This window comes from Cryobacterium fucosi (assembly GCF_004403515.1).
Lineage (GTDB): Bacteria > Actinomycetota > Actinomycetes > Actinomycetales > Microbacteriaceae > Cryobacterium > Cryobacterium fucosi.
In genome coordinates this window covers 1-14,558 of record NZ_SOHH01000104.1, presented here as the reverse complement: position 1 = coordinate 14,558, position 14,558 = coordinate 1, and the positions used below count along the sequence as shown (strand labels likewise).

16 protein-coding genes and 1 pseudogene are annotated in these 14,558 nt (G+C 64.8%); 4 read left to right on the top strand and 13 right to left on the bottom strand.

The annotated features are described in order from the left end of the window. Nucleotides 1–114: 114 nt before the first annotated feature. The 3 genes from E3T48_RS14920 to E3T48_RS14910 form a co-directional block, all read right to left on the bottom strand. Nucleotides 115–612, bottom strand: coding sequence for an HdeD family acid-resistance protein (locus E3T48_RS14920; protein ID WP_241986850.1), 498 nt, complete (start codon nucleotides 610–612; stop codon nucleotides 115–117). 193 nt (nucleotides 613–805) lie between these two features. Next, nucleotides 806–1,180: a hypothetical protein gene (locus E3T48_RS14915; RefSeq protein ID WP_134524821.1), complete on the bottom strand. Its 375-nt coding sequence runs from the start codon at nucleotides 1,178–1,180 to the stop codon at nucleotides 806–808. A gap of 242 nt (nucleotides 1,181–1,422) precedes the next feature. Next, nucleotides 1,423–1,902 (bottom strand): hypothetical protein, encoded by a 480-nt coding sequence (locus E3T48_RS14910; RefSeq protein ID WP_134524820.1) that lies wholly within the window; start codon nucleotides 1,900–1,902, stop codon nucleotides 1,423–1,425. Nucleotides 1,903–2,158: 256 nt separating this feature from the next. Between E3T48_RS14910 and E3T48_RS14905 the strand changes: the two genes are divergently transcribed. Next, nucleotides 2,159–2,536: a hypothetical protein gene (locus E3T48_RS14905; protein ID WP_134524819.1), complete on the top strand. Its 378-nt coding sequence runs from the start codon at nucleotides 2,159–2,161 to the stop codon at nucleotides 2,534–2,536. 448 nt (nucleotides 2,537–2,984) lie between these two features. Here E3T48_RS14905 and E3T48_RS14900 read toward each other — a convergent pair whose 3' ends face one another. The 4 genes from E3T48_RS14900 to E3T48_RS14890 all read right to left on the bottom strand — a co-directional run bounded on the left by E3T48_RS14900 (nucleotide 2,985) and on the right by E3T48_RS14890 (nucleotide 4,554). After that, nucleotides 2,985–3,209, bottom strand: a complete 225-nt coding sequence (locus tag E3T48_RS14900; RefSeq protein ID WP_134524818.1) for a hypothetical protein — start codon at nucleotides 3,207–3,209, stop codon at nucleotides 2,985–2,987. 265 nt (nucleotides 3,210–3,474) lie between these two features. Beyond that, nucleotides 3,475–3,639 (bottom strand): DUF2207 domain-containing protein, encoded by a 165-nt coding sequence (locus E3T48_RS16865; protein ID WP_166789759.1) that lies wholly within the window; start codon nucleotides 3,637–3,639, stop codon nucleotides 3,475–3,477. Between the two features lie 57 nt (nucleotides 3,640–3,696). Further along, nucleotides 3,697–3,870, bottom strand: coding sequence for a CsbD family protein (locus E3T48_RS14895; RefSeq protein WP_134524817.1), 174 nt, complete (start codon nucleotides 3,868–3,870; stop codon nucleotides 3,697–3,699). Between the two features lie 15 nt (nucleotides 3,871–3,885). Beyond that, nucleotides 3,886–4,554: a glutamate-cysteine ligase family protein gene (locus E3T48_RS14890; protein ID WP_134524816.1), complete on the bottom strand. Its 669-nt coding sequence runs from the start codon at nucleotides 4,552–4,554 to the stop codon at nucleotides 3,886–3,888. Between the two features lie 715 nt (nucleotides 4,555–5,269). Here E3T48_RS14890 and E3T48_RS16860 point away from each other — a divergent pair. Beyond that, nucleotides 5,270–5,410, top strand: coding sequence for a hypothetical protein (locus E3T48_RS16860; protein WP_166789758.1), 141 nt, complete (start codon nucleotides 5,270–5,272; stop codon nucleotides 5,408–5,410). Between the two features lie 712 nt (nucleotides 5,411–6,122). On the opposite strand, the gene E3T48_RS14885 is transcribed toward E3T48_RS16860, so the two are convergent. The 6 genes from E3T48_RS14885 to dhaK form a co-directional block, all read right to left on the bottom strand. Beyond that, entirely contained in the window at nucleotides 6,123–8,744 is a 2,622-nt protein-coding gene (locus tag E3T48_RS14885) for an AMP-binding protein (RefSeq protein WP_134524815.1), read from the bottom strand. Nucleotides 8,745–9,182: 438 nt separating this feature from the next. Continuing rightward, nucleotides 9,183–10,190, bottom strand: coding sequence for a helix-turn-helix domain-containing protein (locus E3T48_RS17660; RefSeq protein WP_420898387.1), 1,008 nt, complete (start codon nucleotides 10,188–10,190; stop codon nucleotides 9,183–9,185). Nucleotides 10,191–10,438: 248 nt separating this feature from the next. After that, complete coding sequence (locus E3T48_RS14870) at nucleotides 10,439–10,750, bottom strand: hypothetical protein (RefSeq protein WP_134524814.1); 312 nt, start codon at nucleotides 10,748–10,750, stop codon at nucleotides 10,439–10,441. Nucleotides 10,751–10,813: 63 nt separating this feature from the next. Beyond that, nucleotides 10,814–11,485 carry a dihydroxyacetone kinase phosphoryl donor subunit DhaM gene (gene dhaM, locus E3T48_RS14865; protein WP_338145247.1) on the bottom strand — a complete coding sequence of 224 codons (672 nt, stop codon included), beginning with the start codon at nucleotides 11,483–11,485 and terminating at the stop codon, nucleotides 10,814–10,816. Nucleotides 11,486–11,505: 20 nt separating this feature from the next. Continuing rightward, nucleotides 11,506–12,144, bottom strand: a complete 639-nt coding sequence (gene dhaL / locus E3T48_RS14860; RefSeq protein ID WP_134524812.1) for a dihydroxyacetone kinase subunit DhaL — start codon at nucleotides 12,142–12,144, stop codon at nucleotides 11,506–11,508. Between the two features lie 10 nt (nucleotides 12,145–12,154). Next, nucleotides 12,155–13,156, bottom strand: coding sequence for a dihydroxyacetone kinase subunit DhaK (gene dhaK / locus E3T48_RS14855; RefSeq protein WP_134524811.1), 1,002 nt, complete (start codon nucleotides 13,154–13,156; stop codon nucleotides 12,155–12,157). Between the two features lie 273 nt (nucleotides 13,157–13,429). Between dhaK and E3T48_RS14850 the strand changes: the two are divergent. Beyond that, a pseudogene (locus tag E3T48_RS14850) lies at nucleotides 13,430–14,151 on the top strand (MIP/aquaporin family protein). Between the two features lie 87 nt (nucleotides 14,152–14,238). Next, nucleotides 14,239–14,558: FGGY family carbohydrate kinase (locus E3T48_RS14845; protein WP_241986846.1), on the top strand; the 320-nt coding region annotated here is incomplete at its 3' end.

Genomic DNA, 14,558 nt, shown 5'->3' with positions numbered 1-14,558 from the left:
CTCAAGTCGGTATCCGACCCGACACCCCATCCGGATGGTGGTCGGGCGGTCGTCTCCGTCATCGGTTGCAGCGCCCGGAACTCATCCTCGACTGGTGGGGCAGGCAGCTGCCGATCATCCCCGGGCCCGACGCCCGAACATGAGCGCCATCACGGCCTGGCTGACGCCGGAGATCACCAGGAAGACACCGCCGAGGAGCGCGAACACCGCGAGCGAGTCGATCGGTGACAACAGGATCGAGATCCCGGCGACGACACTGATCGCTCCGAAGAGCGTGCCGAACCATTTGCTCGCATCGGGGGCCGTCTCCACCAGCGCGGCGACCCCCTCGACCAGCCAGGAGATGCCGATCACCATGCCGAGCACGGCGAGGGAGTCCAGGGGATTCCTGATCGCGATGATGCCGGCGACGAGCAGCAGCACGCCGAGCAGGATATCAAGTACCCGGATGCCGCCGGTGGCACCGGTCATGAACACGCCGCGCGCCACCCGGGCGACGCCACCGATGAGAAAGTACAGGCCGAGGAGGCCGGCAATGATCGCCAGCGTCGCGGCAGGCCAGACCAGCACCAAGATCCCCAGCACGAGCGCGACGAGTCCGGCGAGGCCCATCGCCACCCAAGCAGAATCCGGATGACCAGTTCGCGACCGCTGACGATCGAAAGGCCGCCTGCGTGCCTCGACCCCGATGGTGAACAGTGGACGTTCTTGCCTGGAGCTCTATTCTGCAAATCCTGCAATAGGCACATTGGGCTCCCGGGCGACGGTCGGGTCAGGGGCGCGAGCATGGTGTGTCGGGGCGTCGTTACGGAGCCCGGCAGCCTCGCACCGGTCGGTGCCGTTTTGAGATGGCGTAATACTCGACCAGAGAATCGGTGTCGGTTTCGGTCAATTCGTCGTCATCCTGGTTGTCCACATGGGGAGCCTTGATGATGAGGAACTTATTGATCGCCACGCGGATGTGGACGCCGTCCCACTGCGCGCCGTCGAGCGGTACGAATGCTTTGGCCGACCCGAGTATCCCCGTCCGCACGCTGGCCCACTGAGGGGATCGATGGACGGGGTGCACGTAGATTCGGATCAGCGTGCCGATCTCATTACCCTCGGGGTCAATCACAAGGGCGTCGCACAGATCGTCGCTCGTAAAGTCGACCACGATTTTCCCTTCTTTGTGGTCCAAAGCGGGGGCTTCGTCTGGGCCAGCATTCCTTCCGCTCACGAGGTGCTTTCGCCGGCCAGTGTAGGACACCCGTACTTTCTCCACCATGGCTCGACATGAAGTTCCCGACGTTGAACATCGCTCGCGAAACGCATCCCAATGCCTGCAGCACCCGCTGCATCCCAGTGGATCCGCGGGGCCGCCAATGTCGCGCAAGACGACCCTCTTGCGGGGCGCGCTCGGCGTCGGTAACGCTCGCGGATTCAGGATGCAATAGTGAGGCTGATGGGGTCGGCCTCGGCAGGTCCGCCACACCGTCCAGTGCCGCCCACGCGAACCCGACTGAGTGACACCTCGCGCTCAGCGAGGACATCTCCGCTTGCTGAGAGGGCACGCAGGGTCGCTTTGTCCGGACTCGCCATTTCTATCGAGATATTCCAGGTGCTGTCATCGATCTTGGTAGCGAAATAGGGGAGTTGGATTGCTGAAGGCTCTGGCGTAAAGGTCCCGAGTTGCTGGGGGTCGAGGGTTTCAAGGCGGACGGGGTCGTCTGACTGCTGCAGGATCGGTGCGGGTACCGAACACACGCCGTCTCCGCACAACTCCACGACGCTGACGTCTCGGGTTCCGCCTTCGAGCTTGACGACGACGGTGTTGTTCCAAGCGATCGCTGGGCACGCATTGAACACCGAGCAGCCGGGCACTGCCAAGGTCAAAAGGAACGCAGCGACGAGACCAATCAACCGTTTCCCCTTTTGTGTCGACGCTGCGTCAGCAATTTCGTCCTCGCTCGTTGAATGTCATTGGACTGCAGCCCAAACTCTTTCGTGCGGCTTGGTATGTGGGCGATTGGAGCAGCGATGGACTATTTTCCGAGCGTCCCTGCATTTGATGCACGGGGTGATCCTGGGGATGCGGCCCGGTTCGACGCCATAGTAGTGTTTAGACCAATCGACCTGGGGGAACCAGATGAATCGCTGCTCAATAGGCCTTTTCGCGGTGGCCGCGTCACTGTTGCTCTTGACCGGCTGTTCAAATTTTGCTGAACCGGGGCCCGGCAGCACGGGCACTCCTACTCTCAGCCCGCCCGATCTCCCCAAAGGCTTCAAAGATCGCGGCGACGGGGTTGCGACGCGCTTCGTCGACGAGGAACAGTGCGGACAAGGCAGATGCAGCCAGATGGAGATCTACGCGTACGGATCCTGCCCCAGCGGCGTGTACGTCAGGGCAGACACCATGGATGAGTCTGGTGCCGTAGTCGGATTCAGTAACGGATTCACCGGAGCTCTCGCCAAAGGCGACAAAGCCATTGCAACCTTGCCGATCCACGAGGATGCCGCGACCGACGTGAGAATCACCAAGGTCAATTGCCACTGAACATTCCAGCCTCAGTTCCGCTCGGAAAGATCGAACGTCATTTGTTGAAAACCGCGTCCCGGCGAACCAGCGGAAGTTCCTGCCACGGCCGGCGCTCCGCCGAATAAATACAAGCCGAATAAATACAAGGGGAGTCCTATTGAGCAATTCTTGCGATTGGCGCATGAGTTGACATAATGTGCATTATCGGTCATCCGTCGGATGGGCTTGGGCAGGGGCTGGACGGCTTTCCCCCCTCCGGCTACCGTGTGCTGCAGCGGCCGACGCAACCGGCGCTACAGTCCATTCGTAGCGGCCGCGCCCGGCGGCGGTCTCGCTCGTGCCACCCCGAAGCGTTTGCGAGGAACGTCATGTCCAACGGCATCGCAACATCCGACCTGACGATCGACCCCGGGAATTTGAGAAAAAGTGAGCTAATCAGCGTCCGGGTGTGTTGACCCCGGGGCCGTCACTCGTCTTGGCTGTGCTTTCTGTCGGCGGCGTTCTCGGCAACTGCCGGCAGGTCTGCCTGCTCCATGTTTTCGATGTGAGTCAGGGACGGGTACGGACCTACTTCGGTTTCGCCCTCCACCGACATATCTCCAACCGGGCTGTCCACGACCGGCTCGACTAGCTTCGCAGACTGGGACGTCCAGCCCTCATCAGATACTGGTGTCGGTTGCTCTTCACTCATGGTGGACCTCCGCACGTCAATTCGCGAACGCTTCGCTGCTGGTGAGAATATGCCCGCGGTCAGCACGCGTCCAGTGCACGATTCAACGTTTGCCGCGGCGGGTGTGGGCATTGCGATCTGGACGGATGGTCCTGGCATCCTGCGACAGGCACAGCAGGAACGCGGATTTCAACTGGGTCATATCGAGCATCTGTGAGCCCAAATCAGCAGCCGCAGGAACCAAGACCAGCCGTGCATCGTTCCTTCGGTCGTGTTCACGCGCCTGTTACGCGCCTCGGCGACCAGACATCGAGCGCACCAAGAACGCAATCACCGCTATCACCAGCAGGATCACACCCACCCACAATAGGAAGTTCAGGGACTGCACAAAACCGCCCGTCAGCAAGAGCACGACCGCGATAATGGCCACGACGATGAGCAGCATGTTCATGGTGTTCCTTTCCATTGTTCCCGGAAGGTCCGGGCAATCGAGTACCGGGCACGTTCGCTATTTCTTGAACACGTCTTTCACATGTTCGCCGGCCTGCTTCAGACTCGCCTTGGCCTGGTCGGTCTTGCCTTCAGCCTCGAGCGACTTGTCCCCCGCGATCTTGCCTGCGCTCTCCTTGAACTTTCCCGCGGCCTTCTCAGCCGCGTTCTTGATCTTGTCAGCCTCACTCATTGTTTCCACCTCTTCTCAGTCGAAGACAGTGAGGCCGCGCCGGCTGATCGAACCTTCAGCATTCTGGACAAGCCCCTTTCCGACGACGATACCCCCGCAGTAGGGCTGCATCAATGAGCTGGACCCCGGCGCCCGCGAGGCTCCCGCCAGGCGGCTGGAACGGATGGCGTCTGGCAGCCAGCCTGGATCGGACGCGGTGGTGATCACCCCAATCGACCATGGCGGCTCGGACGTCAAAGTAAACCACCCCGTCGTCCAACAGAGCGCCGGATGCGAAATGCCCGGCGACCAAGGAACGGTACCTGGCAGCCGAGCCGAACAGCTCGACCGGTCCAGCCAGATGCGGATCCGGTCCAGAACCGCCACACCTTCCTCGTCCGAACCGACGGACACGTGCACGTGGAGCCCGCTGGTTGACGGTTCCCTCGCGGTAAGGCCGAAGCCGTTCATCATGGCCGCATACCGGGGACCACGCGCCAGAGGGGACGTGGCCAGGGCGGCGACCCCGGCCCCAACGGCCCACGCGGCAGTGCCGGCCGCGTCGCGCCCGCGGCGGATTCCCTCCAACAGGCCATCAAGGCTTGAGCAGGGGCTCGTCTGCACCTCGATCTGCTCCTGCCTGAATTTAGCCGCGAGGACGGGGTCAACGATCAGCAGTTCCTCCTCGACCTCGAACGTACGCATGCCGTCATTGTGGACCAGCGACACCCGTTCTGTGCGAACGCCCGCGCCTGTACTCCCCTCTGGACGTCGAAGGGGCCCGGGCCTACCCGAATCACCCCAACGCAACTACGATGTGAATCACACCCCGCAGTGGCAGATGAGCGACGAGACTCGGAATTGGCAGGCGCAAAATGAGCAGGCGCGGAATTGGCAGGCGCGGAATAGGTCTGATCGGGATCGTGTATCTGGTCATCGGCGTAGTGGTCGCTGCTACCCAGAGCTATCTCGTGGCATGGAACGTTCCCGGCAATATTCTGGAAGGCCTGGCGGCGATTGTACTCTGGCCTCTCGTGGTCCTCTTCGGGGTAGATCTGCACACCTTGATAGCATAGAGACCCAAAACCTCGGGCATGTGTTCGCGGGACATTTCAGTTCTGAGACGGACCCACTCAGCGCGGATAATTACGACCAGACGCCCGTAACGAGATTACGGCGCCGAAATCTAAGCGCCCGGTTTTCCGGGCGACACCGCCTGCGAATTCCTGCCCCACGAGATCTCCCTGTGACGACCGTCAAGCTCACGTAGCAGAACGTCACTTTTGGGGATCAAATGCTGCAACGATTCCTCGTACGCGTCACCAGTCCGGATTCCATGTGGGTCCTGAAGGGTGGGACCGGGTTACTGATGCGGCTGCCCGGGAGCCGACACAGCCAAAACCTGGACCCCTTCCACCAGATGGCAGGCCTGGAAACGGCCGTCGAGGAGCTCCACGAGATCGCCGGGCTCTCTGGACACGACCAGTATCGTTTCGTACTCAGCGAACCAGTGAGCGTGACCGACGGCGTGGGAGGAACCACGATCAAAGTCGCCGTCTAGGTCGGCGTCCAAGAAGTCGACGCCTTCCCAATCGACCTCTCCACCCATTTGGAGCTGGTGGCCGGGACGCAGGCCGGTCCACTTGCACCGAGCGATCCGATCACCGGCTCAAAATAGCGTCACTGTTGAAGATCACCAGCTCAGACAGTCAACGAACGGCAAACGGTCAAAGCAGTTGGTGCTCAAGGAGCGGATTGGCCCCATTCGCGATGCGGTCCAGTCCGGGGTTGGGTCGCGAACGCGAGCCAGCGCCCGGTTGTCGAACTGCAGAGCAATTGTCTGAGAACGTCAGGGAACACAGATTGGTCTCATGTCCAAATGAATTGACGAGTTGTGGCCACCCGCTGAAATGCGGACCGTCTGAAAGGCGTGTCAGATAGTCGCCTACTCCTGCCAGACGGTCCCTATTCCAGCGGACGCGGAAGTCTGACCCATTCTGAGCTTCTTGGGGAATCCCTTATGCGCGTATTGGGTATTCCGCGCGAGAGCGAGCCCGTCCCGGTGTTCGCACAAGACGGAAACCACCTGCCAACCGAGCGAGATCGCGCGGTGGGATCCGCACATCCAGACGCCGGGCACACTGCAGAACGCCTCATTGAAACGAAGTGCGCCTCCACCTGTCTGCGCACTGAGTCCGACCCCGTGCTGTTCGTTCTCGACCCCGTTCAGCGGCCGCGAGCGATGGGGGTCTGCGCGGCAGACCGTCCGGTCGTCAACGATCGCCTCGCCGGTCGCGACCTGCCGTTTTCGCGAGCACATCGGACACTAGCTGGCGGGTCGCGGCCGCGGGATGGGCCGCCCACCGACTACTCAGTGCGGAATACCCTCGCCAGGCGAGGATCCCCACCGCGAAGGAGGCGAGGGTGGCGAGTAGAGGGAATTCATCCGCGAGAAGCGGGTAGACCTGCCAATGGACGAGGTACACGAACAACGATGCCGAGGCCACGACGCCCAGCACCGGAACCAGAATCCGCGGCAGGGGCACCGCTGGAATCCACAGGAGGAGCAGCAGTCCCGCGATCGTGATCGCCTCGCGGGCCGGGTCGCCGAAGAACCCAGGGACGGTGAGCACGACGACCGCCGAGCTCAGCACCCGCCGCTTGACGTCCGTGGAACGCGCGATGAGCCAGCCGAGAGCGACCAGCCAGAGCACGATGGGCAGCGAGTACCGTTCGGTCGGCCCCGCCTCGACACCGCCGGTCAGCAGCAGGCGCAACAGAAGCGCGCCCGCGACGAAGCAGGCCGCGAAGACGAAGGGGTATCGGCGCTCGAGCCGGTCGAGCTGGGGAACGCAGAAGACAAGCGCCAGGCCGAGGATCGTCCACACGACGGATTCCAGGAACCAGTACTGCCACTGCATCGTCCAACGATCGTCGCCGCCAAACAGATTATGCAGCATGAAGACCGTCGCGGGTTCGTACATCCCGCCGATCAGGGCGACACCACCGATCCACAGCACGGCCGGGACGAAGATCTGGACGGCGCTGCGCAGCAGCTTCCCGAGCCGCATCGGCCGAGGTACATCGGCGAACTGGAATCGGGCCAGGTTAAAGCCCAGGATTCCGAGCAGCAGGTGAGCACCGCCCTGTACGTGGAAGAGATTGGCGTGCGTCCCCGTGATCAGAACGATGGCGATAGCCCGCAGCACGACGGATGTCTCCATGCGCGCCAGCGGGCGTCGGCGTCGAGCCCCGGCCGGTGCGGTTCGGTGGCTGGCCAGCTCCTGGGCCGATTTCGCCGGCCAGTCCCTGGGGAGCGTACCGAGCATCTGCTCGAGCCGCACCGAGACCTCGACGTAACTCAGCGAGTCGCCGTGCAGCGCGACGAAGCTGTCGTCGGCGACCGCGTCCGGGCGGTCGAGGAGGGTTGAGTAGAGAGCCCGGATATTTTCCGCCGTCACGGTCCCTGAGCGGTCCTCCAGTCGGACGTTTCGCTCAAGGATTGCCGCCTCCCGAAGCAGGCTCGCGGTGTCCGGCTTGCCGCTGGACGTCAGGGGGAACTCCTCGATGAGGTGCGCCCGGACGCTGTGACAGGGCAGGCCGAGCGCCTCCGCGGCAATCGGCACGACAAGCCCGAGTGCCCACCGCTGCCGCACGAACACCACAAGGCGTTCCTCGAGGTTGACCGCCCTGGCTTCGACGCCGTCGTCGGCGAGGAGCCGCTCGACCCGGTCGAGGTCGATCCGCAGGCCGTATATCTTGACGAAGCGACTGCTCCGCCCGACGATCTCGAAGAGTCCGTCGTCGTGCTGGCGGGCTAGGTCGCCGGTGCGCAGATCCCCCACTGTCGGTCCAGCGGCGAGCTCCGCCGGGCCCTCCGCATATCCCATCATGACGTTCGGCCCGGTGTAGACGAGGTCACCGACCGAGTCCTCGCCGGCGTCGTCGATGCGGAACTGCCCGCCCGGTATCGGGATGCCGATCGATTCGGGCCGTGCCTCCGCCAGCTCAGGCGGCAGGTAGGCCATCCGTGCGGTCGCCTCTGTCTGGCCGTACATGACGACGAAATCGAATCCGCGTTCCTGGCCCAGCCGGGCGTAACCGCGCACCCGGTCGGGGCCGAGTCGTCCGCCGGCCTGAGTGATGTAGCGCAGGCTCGTATGTTCGCGCCGGGCGAAGCCGATGGAATCGAGCAGGTCGAAGGTGTAGGGGACGCCGGCGAAGGAGGTGGCCCCTGCAGCTTCGAACTCGTTCCAGAATTCAGGCTCGACCACCGAACGCTCGGTGAGCAGCAGGCTCGAGCCGGAGATCAGGTGGCTGTTCACGACTGAGAGCCCGTAGCAGTAGTGCATCGGCAGCGTTGTGGCCGCCCGGTCCTGCGGGGTCAGGTCGAGGTAGTCGGCGATGCTTCTCGCGTTGCTTCGCACATTCTCGCGTGACAGCCGAACGAGTTTCGGCGATCCGGTCGAGCCCGAGGTGCTGAGCAGCAGTGCGAGCTCAGGGTGCAACGTGTGTCGGCTTCCCTCCCGTCGTTCGTCCAGACGCCACTCGTCGCCTACGGGTGCCAGAACCACGTCGGGGTTGTAACGCTCAAGGAGCCCGATCCTGTTCCGCTCCTGGCTGGGCTCGTCCCCGTCGCCTGCGACGAGCAGCACCGGATGCCCAGCCGACAGCGCGGCAAGATAAGTCACCAGGGGCTCGAGGGCGTTCGCGCACGACACCATGACGAGTCGGCGGCCGTCTCCTAATTTGTCCCGCCGGTCCCGGACCCGTTCGTCCAGGTCGGCGTAGGTCAGGGTCCCATCCGAGGTCACAAGGGCAGTCGCGGACGGTTCTCCGGCGAGGAGCCGGAGGGCCTCGAAACCGATCGCGGGGCTGCGCTGCGCGCTCGTCACGGGCTGCACCGCGGATATATTTGCGGGAGGGAATGCATCGTTTGGTTTGTTGGTGCGCACGGCTGTCTCTGGTTGGAGGTCTTGCCCCTCGTTTTTGGTGAGGCAAGGCTAACCTTAGTCGTTGGATCCGATGGTTGGATTCGCGTAGCTGCGTCCTGGCACGAGACGAGCCCGGCCAGACAGCGAGGTACGCCCCCCGTCGTCGGACCCTCTATCCAGCCACAGTGCGTCTCGCCTTGACACGGGCGTCACCGTTTCGGGAGCAGATTGCGCATTCCATCCGCCCCGGCAGATTCCTTGACGGAGTCATCGCCGAAGCTACAGATGGATGGTTCCCCGAAGGCGGGGTTGATTCCCTGCGCCGATGGATGGCCGAGAACTGGTCCCCGGGGTTCACCGGATCGCTCAAACGCCCCCAGTTGTTGTGTTTGTTCTCGGTCAGTCGAAAATGCGGTCCAGCCAGTCCTGCCAGGAATCCCGCAGCGCCGTGGCGTCTGCGCCGCCGAAGTGGTGCACGGTGACGCCGACCGGCGCCCCGAAGGCGTTGCGTCCGAAGAATCGATAGAGAGCGTCACCCGTCCGCAGACCGATGAAGTGGTCGTTCCAGAAATCGACCACAGCCACGTCCGAGGCAATCCCAGGCAGGGCCACCGGCACGCTGTCCCCTGCCGCGGCCCCGGCGGCGAGCCCGAGTGCGGCCTTCACGAGGTCGAAGGCTCCCGCAGTGGTCGATGCGGCCGGCCCGTCCACGGACGCGAAGACGACGGGACGCCCCGCGAAGTGCTTAAGGTACTCGGCCAGGGTGTGCAGGTAGAAGACGGTGTGCGCGCTGGCGCCGTCGTACTGGTTGTCCCAGTCCTCCGCGAAAACCCCGCTGTGCACCCAGCGCAGGAACGAGCGCCCATTCGGTCGAGCCTCGATGACCTGTTCCAGCCGGTTGAACCAGCCATCCGCGCCGTCCATCCGGTTCACGTGGTGGGTCGGGCGCTCTGAGACAAGATCCTCCCCGAGCATCCCGTCGGTGGGAAAGAGCCACGCCGCGGTCTCCGTCGTCACCGCGTCCCAGACCTGCTCCGGGGTTCCCGGAAACTCCCCCTCACAGACAATCTCGAATTCCTTGCTCATGGTCGGCGCTCCTCTCTTTGACTGGGTCGCTACCGGCCCGACGCCGCCGAGGGCGCTCGGGGAGACAACGACGCTGGCTGCTGTCGCCTGCATGACTCGCCCGGTCATGGTGCCCCTGCAACGATTCTCGAGCATCTCGACGAGGCCGTGCCGCTCGAGCTCGCTCCGGTGGTAGTTCACCTTCTGGCGTGGAAGGCTGATTCGCGCCGCACGAGTCGTGGCCGAGCCCGGCTCCCCCAGTTCCGCCAGAATCCGGCTCCGGATGGGATCGAGGGACGCTTCGGCCGCGACGGCTCCGTCGATCACCGCGATGTCCAACATGACGCCAGCCTCTCACCGCCAAGACTATTTGTCACGAGGAACGTTTACGGCCGCGGTCACCCGGCGAGGATCGGCGGCTGGCGGTCGGCCCAGGTCGGCGTACCTGTTCGCCCCCGGTGTCACGTCCGCGACCGGATCAGCGAGGCCCGGCCGGCCGGCGCTCGCGTGCCGGCCGCGTGGCCTGTTAGAAAGTGCCGATCCCCGCACTATTCGGGTCTCACTGTAGTGCTACGTGCGCAGGTGCGCCCTTACTCTCTCGCTGGCCGGTCCGGTCCACGGTGGATCACCATTCCGAATTCATTGACCGGCTCGAACGCGTCCCGATCCCACGCCCCCAGATGCGGGACCGGGCAGTTGAGGATGCTGTCATGGGCGGCATGGATGATCGTGTGTTCCCGCATGGCGCGCCCGCAGACCGGGCAATCCTTGAGGGCGACCGCATCGTCGGCGTCGAAGCCGCCGGGCGGAGGTGGACCTGCGATCGGCCGCAGGGTGTGGTCGACCCACTCGAAGAGATGCGCGGGCGCCGTGCGCCGCCGCGACGTGTTGTGCTGGACCATGTCGATAGCGTACGCCGGATTGGACAAATCCGCCCGCGAGTGCTATGCGAAATCCGGTTCGCGCTACTCCTCGCCGAAACCCGATTCGAGCAGGTTCGCCAGGGCCTCGACGGCCTCCGCACCGTGGGCGTCGGAGGAGGAGATCTCCGCCGTCTTCCCCTTGATCAGGCCGAGCGACATGATCGCGAGCAGGCTCGTCGCCTCCCTGCCGTTCACCGTGACCCGAGCGTCGAAGGTGCTTGCCAGTGTGACGAAGTCCGCGGCGGGCCTGGCGTGCAGGCCGTCCTTGTTGACGAGGGTCACCATGCGGGTCACCGTGGCCGGCCCGGCCGGGGTGCCGCCGGGCGGTGAGCCGGCGGATGTCCGCGCCGCCGACCGCGCGGCGGTCACCACATCGTCGAGGCTGCCCCCGATCTCCGCGGCAACGGCGGCCGCCACTCCCCCTTCGACGATCGGTGCGTCGACGATGCGCACTCGCGCCCGCACGGTCTCGTCGAGGAAGTCGAGCGCGGTTTCGGCGGTGAGGATGGCGGAGCCGAGGTCGCAGAGCACCGCAACGCCGGCCCCGGCGGCTGCCCGTTCGATTCCGCCGAGTACCAGCGTGAAGCTGGTCCCGATCCCGCCTTCGTCGGTGCCGCCGGCCGCGACCAGGACGGTGTGGGGGGCCATCTGACCGGCCAGGTCGACGAGGCCCTCGGCGATCTTCGCGCTGTGGGACACGAAAACCAGTCCCACCCGAGGAGATTCTGCCATCGTCAAACCAGCGCCGCGGTGTCCGCCGCAGCCCTCAGCAAGAGGGCAGACGATTGCGCGCCAGGGTCGCGGTGACCGATGGCCCGCTCACCCAGGTAGCTGGCCCGGCCCTTGCGGGCGACCAACGGTTCGGTGGCCAGCGCCCCGGCCTCGGCGGCGTCCGCCGCTGCCTGCAGGATGGCCAGGTCGTCCGCCCCGGCGGCGTGTGCGGCGCCGGCGGCGTCGACCGCCGGCGTCCACGCATCGACCATGGTCTTGTCCCCGGATTCGGCCTTGCCCCGCAACACGATGCCGTCCCTGGCCGCAGTCAGGAGACGCACCAGAGCGGCCCCGTCGAGGTCGGTCGCACCGGCGATGGCGATCGAGGCTTTGAGGAAGGCCGTGCCGTACAACGGGCCGGCCGCCCCGCCCACCGTGGAGATGAGCGTGGTCGCCACCATCTTGAGGACATCCCCGGGGCTGGCCTCGGCGGGAACGGCCTCGAGCTTTGCCAGGACGGCCTGGAACCCCCGGTCCATGTTCTCGCCATGGTCTCCATCGCCGATGTTGCGGTCCAGGTCGATCAACTCGATCCGGTGCTCGCTCATGACGTCCGCGCTGCTTGTGATCCACGCCTTGGCCCAGGCGACACCCAGATTCATTCGTTCTCCCCTACCGTCCCCACCGTAGCGCCGCGGTCTGCACGGGCGCATCCCACAACGTGGTCAATTCATCGTCGAGTTTCAGGACGGTGATCGACATTCCCTGCATTTCGAGGGCGGTCGTGAAGTTCCCGACCAGGGTGCGGGTCACCTCGATGCCGCGCTCGGCGAGCACCTCTGCGGCCCGACGGAAGACGATGTACAGCTCGACCTGCGGCGTGCCGCCCATGCCGTTGACGAACAAAAGGACCTTGTCCCCGGCCACGAACGGGATGTCGTCCAGAATCGGACCGAGAAGGCGGTCGACGATGGCGTCGGCCGGTTCGAGCTTGATCCGCTCGCGCCCCGGCTCCCCGTGGATGCCGATGCCGATCTCGATCTCGTCCTCGGCCAGGGTAAAACTCGGCTGCCCGGCGTGGGGAACGACGCAGGGGGTGAGCGCCACGCCCATCGAACGCACCTGCCCGATGACCCTCTCGGCGACGAGGGCCACCGATTCGAGGTCGTCACCGCGGTCGGCTGCTGCCCCGGCGATCTTCTCGACGAGGACGGTCCCGGCGACGCCCCGGCGACCGGCGGTGTAGAGCGAATCCTTCACCGCCACGTCGTCGTTGACGAGTACGGAACGCACTTCCACACCGTCCGCGGCGGCGAGGTCGGCGGCCGTCTCGAAGTTGAGCACGTCACCCGTGTAGTTCTTCACGATGTGGAGCACGCCTGCTCCCCCGTCGACCGCCTTCGTCGCTGCGAGGATCGGGTCGGGAGTCGGCGAGGTGAATACGGCGCCGGGAACTGCCGCGTCGAGCATGCCCGGGCCGACGAGCCCACCGTGCATCGGTTCGTGACCGCTGCCGCCGCCGCTGACGATTCCGACCTTGCCCGCGACCGGGGCGTCAGTGCGCACGATGTAGATGGGATCGGTGGAGACCCGAACGAGATCGGCGTGGGCAGCCCCGAACCCGGCAACGGCCTCAGTGACGACGTTCTTCGGATCATTGACGAGCTTTTTCATGACTCTTCCTTTAATCGAGGTGACGGAGCGACGCGGTAGACGGGCCGCGACGCGTGCAATTCAGGTTCGACCCCAACCTACGCGCTGCCGCGGTCGCGGGTAAGGGGCAGAAAATGGCTGGGCCACCTGCCTATTCCGCTGCGGAAACCACCGCGCTATGGTGTTGCCAACCGCTCACTGCGAGGGGCTCGCCTGGTATCCCCAGCCTCACCAAGGAAGGTCAAAGTGGACAATATCGGAGTCGTATTTCTGTCGGAGGTTGTGGGCACAGCGATGCTCGTCCTCCTCGGTACCGGAGTCGTCGCCAACGTCGCCCTAGCGAAGAACAAGGGTCTCGGTGGCGGCTTCCTCATGGTGACCATCGGCTGGGGTTTTGCCGTCTACGCGGGTGTGACCGTCGCCTACAACTCCGGTGCCCACCTCAACCCTGCCGTCACGCTCGGCCTGGTGGCTTCCGGCGCCACCGAGTTCGGCTCGGGCGTGACAGTCAGCTTCCTGTCGGTGCTGGTCTACATCGCCGGCCAGATGCTGGGCGCCTTCCTCGGCGCCGTCGCCTGTTGGCTGGCCTACAAGCAGCACTTCGACCAGGAGCCGAACGCGGCCAACAAGCTGGGCGTGTTCTCGACCGGCCCGGCCATCCGTTCCTACGGCTGGAACCTGGTCACCGAGGTCATCGGCACCTTCGTGCTGGTGTTCGTGGTGATCGCGTTCGGCGGCGGACGCCAGGGTGAGAGCGGGGGCCTGGCCGCCCTCGGAGCCCTGCCCGTGGCGATCCTCGTTATCGTGATCGGTNCGGTACCTCGCTCGGCGGGCCGACGGGGTACGCGATCAACCCGGCCCGTGACCTCGGGCCCCGGATCGCGCACTTCCTGCTGCCGATCAAGGGCAAGGGCTCCTCCGACTGGGCCTACTCGTGGGTTCCCGTCGTGGGCCCCATCATCGGCGGGTTGCTCGCCGGCTGGGCCTCCATCGCCCTCCTTCCTCTCCTCACCTAATGCACGGAACGGGCCGATTCAGTCTCCGGATCGGTCCCTCTTTTTTGCGTCACCCCCTACAACGCGCCACACAATAAGGAGTTATCCATGGCTCAGTACGTCATTGCGATCGACCAGGGTACGACGAGTTCCCGCGCGATCATCTTCGACAAGGCAGGCTCGATCGTCTCGACCGGCCAGCTCGAACACGCCCAGATCTTCCCCCAGGCCGGCTGGGTCGAGCACGACCCGATGGAGATCTGGAACAACACCCGTGAGGTCATCGGCCAGGCGCTGTCCAAGGCCAACCTGACCCGGCACGACATCGCCGCCGTCGGCATCACCAACCAGCGCGAGACCGCCGTGGTCTGGGACCGCACCACCGGCCTGCCCGTCTACAACGCCATCGTCTGGCAGGACACCCGCAC

Coding starts and splice junctions, on each gene's coding strand:
- E3T48_RS14920 (WP_241986850.1), bottom strand. CDS start 612: ATGGGCCTCGCCGGACTCGTCGCGCTCGTGCTGGGGATCTTGGTGCTG.
- E3T48_RS14900 (WP_134524818.1), bottom strand. CDS start 3,209: ATGAGTGAAGAGCAACCGACACCAGTATCTGATGAGGGCTGGACGTCC.
- E3T48_RS16865 (WP_166789759.1), bottom strand. CDS start 3,639: ATGAACATGCTGCTCATCGTCGTGGCCATTATCGCGGTCGTGCTCTTG.
- E3T48_RS14895 (WP_134524817.1), bottom strand. CDS start 3,870: ATGAGTGAGGCTGACAAGATCAAGAACGCGGCTGAGAAGGCCGCGGGA.
- E3T48_RS14890 (WP_134524816.1), bottom strand. CDS start 4,554: ATGCGTACGTTCGAGGTCGAGGAGGAACTGCTGATCGTTGACCCCGTC.
- E3T48_RS16860 (WP_166789758.1), top strand. CDS start 5,270: ATGGCAGGCCTGGAAACGGCCGTCGAGGAGCTCCACGAGATCGCCGGG.
- E3T48_RS17660 (WP_420898387.1), bottom strand. CDS start 10,190: ATGTTGGACATCGCGGTGATCGACGGAGCCGTCGCGGCCGAAGCGTCC.
- E3T48_RS14870 (WP_134524814.1), bottom strand. CDS start 10,750: ATGGTCCAGCACAACACGTCGCGGCGGCGCACGGCGCCCGCGCATCTC.
- dhaL (WP_134524812.1), bottom strand. CDS start 12,144: ATGAATCTGGGTGTCGCCTGGGCCAAGGCGTGGATCACAAGCAGCGCG.
- dhaK (WP_134524811.1), bottom strand. CDS start 13,156: ATGAAAAAGCTCGTCAATGATCCGAAGAACGTCGTCACTGAGGCCGTT.